This window comes from Kitasatospora sp. NPDC057198, from assembly GCF_042670125.1.
Classification (GTDB): domain Bacteria; phylum Actinomycetota; class Actinomycetes; order Streptomycetales; family Streptomycetaceae; genus Kitasatospora.
This window is the reverse complement of record NZ_JBHUWH010000494.1, coordinates 1-5,545: the sequence shown is the minus strand read 5'-3', so window position 1 is coordinate 5,545 and position 5,545 is coordinate 1. Positions and strand designations below refer to the sequence as shown.

The window sequence follows — 5,545 nt, the reverse complement described above, 5'->3', positions numbered from 1 at the left end:
CACCAGCAGCGCGAGGTCGGCGCCGGTGCGCTGGGCGGCCGCCCGGCGCGGCGAACGCCGGCGCACGACGCCGTCGCGGCCACCGGCCGCGGCCAGCCGCACCGCCGGGGCGAGCGTGCCGACGGCGTGCACCAGCAGGACCAGCCCGACGGCGGCGAACGCCCCGGCGGGCGGCAGCAGGCCGAGGTCGGCCCGGCCGGTCAGCGCCCGGGCGGCGAACCGGGCGAGCAGCAGGCCGGCCACCGCGGCCGGGAGCACCACGAGCGCCCACTCGGCGGCCACCTCGGCGAGCAGCCGCCACGGGCCGGCCCCGCGGGCCAACCGCAGGCCCTGCTCCCCGCGGCGGTGCTCGGTGAGCCGGCGGGTCGTCAGCAGCAGGGTGAGGGCGGCCAGGGCGGTCAGCAGGGTCACCGGCACGTACAGCGAGGAACGGGCGGCGAGCATCGGCAGCGCGGTGTCCGCCAGCGCCTGCGGCAGGTCGGTGCGCACGGTCGTGCCCGCCAGCGCCGGAGCCGCCTGCCGGTACACCGAACGGACCGGGTCGCCCCCGGCCAGCGCCGCCACCCGCCCGTGCAGCGCGGCGGCGGCGGCGGGCCGCAGCGCCGCCGGCTCGGGCAGCGCCGTCCACACCGCCACCGCCCGCTCGGTCAACGCGGGCGTCCGGACGAACACCGCCGGGGGGAGCAGCGCCGCCTGCTCCGCGACGGGGGCGCCGCCCTCGCCGAGGCTGCGCCAGTACGCGTCGGTGCCAGGGGCGGGCCGGTACGAGCCGGTGACCCGCAGCACGAGCGTGCGGTTGGCCGGCGTGGTGAGCAGCAGCGTGTCACCGGGGCGCAGGCCCAGCCTGCGGACCGCCTCCTGCGGGAGGACGGCCGGCACGGGCGCGGCCGGCGTCGAACCGGCTGCCGGGGCGCCGCTTCCGGTGCCCGCGGCCGCGTCCGGCCCGTCGTTCGTCCGGCCGGCCGGCCCGTCGTCCGTCCGTCCGTCCGGCCCGGCGTCCGTCTCCGGCCAGCTGCCGTCCGTGAGGACCGCGTACCGCCGGGTGTCGGTGACGGCGAGCGGGAGCAGGGCGGTTCCGGAGGGCAGGGGGGCGCCGGCGGGGCGGGTGGTGGTCATCGGGGCGGCGGCGCGGAGCGCGGTGTCGGTGCGGGAGGCGGTTCCGGCCAGGGTGCGGGCGAGGGCGGCGCGCACGGCCCGGTCGGCGCTCCGGTAGCCGTCGGCGCGGTAGTCGGCGCGGACGGCGACGGCGGTGCGCGGATCGTCGGCGAGCTGGCCGCGCATGCCGTCGACGACGGCGCGGTCGGAGACGGTGCACAGGGTGGCGACCGCGAGGGCGGAGAGCAGGACGGCGAGGGCGGCGGCGGTGAGCGGCAGCAGGTGGTGGGCGGTGCCGCGCAGGGTGGCCGGGGTGCTGGGGCGCGGGGTGCGGGCCGGGCGGCGCGGCACGTGGGTGGTCCTTCCGGTGGTGGGCGGGAGCCGTCGGCGAGGTCAGCTCGCGACGAGTTCCTCGAAGAGCCGTCTGAGCTGCCGGTCGGGGTGCACGCCCAGTTCGCTGCGGTGCACCAGGACGACTGTCCGGTAGTCGTCGGCGAGGCTGCCGCGTTCGCCGAGGGCGTGGTGGGCGCGCATCCGCAGGGCCCAACTCCGGTCGCGCAGCGGGGAGACGGCGAGCAGGGCGTTGACGTCCCGCAGGGCGGCCCGGGGCTCACCGAGGTGCAGGTAGGCGCCGGCCAGGTCCTCCACGGCGCGCATCCGCTCCTCCTCGAGGTGGCCGAGCCAGCCGGCCAGCGGGCCGTGCCGGGGCACTCCGACGGCGGCCCGGTCGCCGTCCCAGAGGGCGAGCGCGGAGGTGAGCTGTTCGGCGGCGCGGGCGCTGTCGTCGTCGGCCAGGGCGGCCCGTCCGTCGGCGGCCCGGTGCAGGAACACCAGGTGGTCGCAGCGTTCGGCGGCGACCTCCAGCAGGTAGCCGCCGCCCCCGCCCAGCAGGGCGGCGCCCTCGGGCAGGTGGCGGCGCAGCGCGCTGGCGTGGGTGCGGACGTTGGCGACGGCGGAGGCGGGCGGCTCACCGTCCCAGAGGGCTTCGACCAGCCGGTCGACGGTGACCGTGCGGTTCGCCTGGAGCAGGAGGGTCACCAGCAGGGTGCGGGCCTTGCCGCCGATCCCCGTCGCCGCTCCCCGGGCCGTCCCGCCCGGGCCCACCCGTCCGAGCATGCGAAACGCAGCCTCCACGCAACCTCCAACCCCCGTCGGACGCACACCTGCGATCCGGTCGGGTTGAACCATGCAACGTGCGGCGACGAATCCGCAATACTCTTTCGTCATCTTGCTGAAACTTCTTGCGAGATGACGCCCCGTCACGCGGACGGACCGGTGGCAGGCGCAGGCGGCCCGACGGCAGGCCCGACGGCAGGCTCGGTGACCGGCCCGACGGCAGGCCCGACGGCAGGCTCGGCGACCGGCCCGACGGCAGGCTCGGTGACCGGTCCGGCGACCGGCCCGGCGGGTGCGAGGCGTCGCACGACCACGCCGAGCACCCGGTCCACCGGGACCGCGCCCATCTGCCGGGAGTCGGTGCTGGCCGCCGGATTGTCGCCGAGCACCGCGACCGCACCGTCCGGGACGGTGCCGCCACGGCCGGTGCAGGACGGCGGCCAGGGCTGCCCGGGGAGCGCGGCCAGGCGTTTGACCATCCAGCGGCGCCGCTCGGGCGGCTCGTCGGCGTCCGGCCAGGACCAGTTCGGCCGGGCCGCCGGCGGCACGGGGCACTCCACCACGACGAGCCGGCCGGGCAGCAGCCCGGCGGCCCCGCAGCGGCGCACCAGCACCACGTCGCCGTCCCGCAGGGCGGGCACCATGCTGGACCCGTCCACGGTGACCACCACCGAGCCCCGCCGCACCCGGCGCAGCAGCACCGCGACGGCGCCGACCGGCACCGCGACGGCGCCCAGCAGCAGCGCCACCGGCGCCGCCGGGATCACGGCGCCACCGCCGGGGCGTCCGCGTACCCCTCCGCCTGGCGGCGGAACAGGGCGGCGTACCGGCCGCCCCGGGCGATCAGCTCCTCGTGGCCGCCCTCCTCCTCCACCCGGCCGCCGCGCAGCACCACGATCCGGTCGGCGCCGCGCACCGCGCTCAGGCGGTGCGAGACGAGCAGGCTGGTGCGCCGTTCGCGGTGCGAGAGCAGGAGCCGGTGGACCTCGTACTCGGCCTCGGGGTCGAGGCCGGAGCTCGGCTCGTCGAGGATCAGCAGGTCGGCGTCCCGGCGCAGCAGTCCGCGGGCCAGGCCGACCCGCTGCCACTGGCCGCCGGACAGTTCGACGCCGTCCAGGCCGGCCGCCCCGTCGTCGGCGAAGGTGCGCGACAGCAGGGTGTCGTAGCCGCGGGGCAGCGCGGCGAGGGTGCCGTCGACGCCGGTCCGGGCCGCCGCGGCGCGGATCCGGTCCCGGTCGGCCAGGTGCGCCACGTCGCCTAGGCCGATGTTCTCGGCCGCCGACAGGTCGTAGCGCATGAAGTCCTGGAAGATCCCGCCCGTCCGGCGGCGCAGCTCCTCCGGGGCGAGGTCGCGGAGGTCGGTGCCGTCCCAGTGGATCGAGCCGCGCACCGGGTCGTAGAACCGGCAGAGCAGTTTGACCAGGGTGCTCTTGCCCGCGCCGTTGTCGCCGACCAGCGCCACCGCGCTGCCCGCCGGGATGGTCAGGTCCACCCCGCGCAGCACCCAGTCGTGCTGGTCGGAGTAGCGGAACCAGACGTCGCGCAGCTCGATGCCGTGCTCCAAGCCGCCCGCCGCCAGGGGCTCCCGGCGGACCGGCAGGTCGGGCCCCCGGGTGGTCACCTCCAGGTAGTGGCCGAACAGCTCCAGGTGCTGGTGGGTGACGGCCACCGTGACCGCGACACCGGCCAGGCCGCTCTGCACCGCGGCGACCCCGGAGAGCAGCAGCGCGACGTCCCCGACGGTGAGCCGCCCGGCGGCCACGGCCTGCACGGCCCAGACCAGCCCGCCGGCCCCGGCCGCGGCCGCCGCCAGCGCGGGGCCGGTCTGGGCGAGCGCGGCCCGCCGGTCCAGCCGGCGGTGGGTGGCGTTGATGGCGGCGCGGTCGCGGCGCATCGAGGCCCGCAGGTGGTCGCCGATCCCGAACAGCCGGATCTCCTTGGCGGTCTGCACGCTGCCCAGCAGGAACCCGTAGAACGACTCGCGCCGCTCCAGCGGACTGACCGTCAGCGCCGTGCCCACCCGGGCTCGGGCGAGCCGGACCTCGGTGAGCAGCGCGGGCACCGCGGAGAGCAGGACGGCCAGCGCCAGCCACGGGTTCAGCAGTACCAGCGACACCGAGAACGCCGCCATGGTGGCGGCCGTCCGGGCCAGGCCGACGGCGCTGGCGACGATCTGCGGCGGGGTGTCCTGCCCGCACTGCTGGGCCAGCCGGAGCCGGTCCAGCGCCGCCGGGTCCTCGAAACGCCCCAGCCCGACCAGGCCGTTCACCGCGGCGTACAGCCCGTCCTGCGCCAACAGGCCGACCCGGCGGCCGAGTTCGGCCCGCCACAGCTGCGACACCTGCGGCAGCACCGAGGCCGCCACCCCGACCCCGGCCAGCCCGACGGCCCGGGTCGACACCGCCCCGGAACCCGTGCCGGGGGTCGCGAGGGCGTCCAGCACCGCCTTGGTCAACCAGGCGGCCAGCACCGGCAGCGCCGCCTCCACCACGGCCGCCAGCACCACCCCGGCCAGCGGCCCGGGCGCCGCCCGCACCGCCAACCGGGCCACGGCCCGCAGCGCCGCCACCCGGCCCGGACGGCCCGGACCGCGCCCGGCAGCACCCTCCGGACGGCCCCGGCGGCCTGAACGGCCCGGACGGCCCGGACGGTTCACGCGACGCCCGCCGGGCGGCGGCCGAGCGCCGACAGGTCGCCGTCCGCCTCGCGGATCCGGCCGTCCGCGCCGATCACGCACACCGCCGGGAAGCCCTGCACCCCGCAGGCGGCCGACACCGCGCGGGCCTGCTCGCCGACCACGACGGTGGCGACCCCCGCCAGTTCCCGCGCGTACTTCCGGGCCTCCGCCGGGTCCTCGCCGGGCATCACCACGGCGAGCACGGCGGCGGCCGGCAGCCCGGCGGTGCGCACCGCCCCGACGAAGCGCGGCAGCAGCGCGGCGCACGGCGGGCAGCCCGGGGAGAAGAAGCCGAGGACGGTGCCGGGCGCCAGGTCGGCGCGGCCGACCGCGGTCCCGTCGACGGCGGTGACGGCGAACTCGTCGACCCGGCCGGAGACCGTCGCGGGGCTGTCCGCGCCGGCCCGGGACAGGGCGCGCAGCCGTCGGACCACCCCGTAGGTGAGGACCAGGTTGAACAGGCACAGTACGGCCAGCAGGCCCGTGAGGGCGTTCCAGGCGTCCATCAGATCTCCCGGTGTTCGGCGTTTGCGGTGCCCGCGGCCGGCGTCCCGGCGGGCGCGAAGAGCTCGACCAGGTCGTCGAGCGTGACGACGGCGGCGGCCCCGGCGATCCCCGCGCCGACGGCCAGCAGCGCGGGCCCGCCCGACGGCGGCG

5 protein-coding genes are annotated in these 5,545 nt (G+C 78.4%); all 5 read right to left on the bottom strand.

The window, feature by feature from the left end; genetic code table 11:
• The coding region (locus ACFUEL_RS34010; RefSeq protein WP_380241165.1) for an ABC transporter permease at positions 1-1,446 on the bottom strand (1,446 nt) is incomplete at its 3' end.
• 42 nt (positions 1,447-1,488) lie between these two features.
• On the bottom strand, positions 1,489-2,211 hold the full coding sequence (locus ACFUEL_RS34005) for a BTAD domain-containing putative transcriptional regulator (RefSeq protein ID WP_380241163.1): 723 nt from the start codon (positions 2,209-2,211) through the stop codon (positions 1,489-1,491).
• Positions 2,212-2,354: 143 nt separating this feature from the next.
• On the bottom strand, positions 2,355-2,978 hold the full coding sequence (locus ACFUEL_RS34000; protein WP_380241161.1) for a S26 family signal peptidase: 624 nt from the start codon (positions 2,976-2,978) through the stop codon (positions 2,355-2,357).
• Positions 2,975-4,780, bottom strand: a complete 1,806-nt coding sequence (locus tag ACFUEL_RS33995) for an ABC transporter ATP-binding protein (RefSeq protein ID WP_380241159.1) — start codon at positions 4,778-4,780, stop codon at positions 2,975-2,977. The genes ACFUEL_RS34000 and ACFUEL_RS33995 overlap by 4 nt, the downstream gene beginning before the upstream one ends.
• Positions 4,781-4,863: 83 nt before the next feature.
• Entirely contained in the window at positions 4,864-5,394 is a 531-nt protein-coding gene (locus ACFUEL_RS33990) for a TlpA disulfide reductase family protein (protein WP_380241157.1), read from the bottom strand.
• Positions 5,395-5,545: the final 151 nt, after the last annotated feature.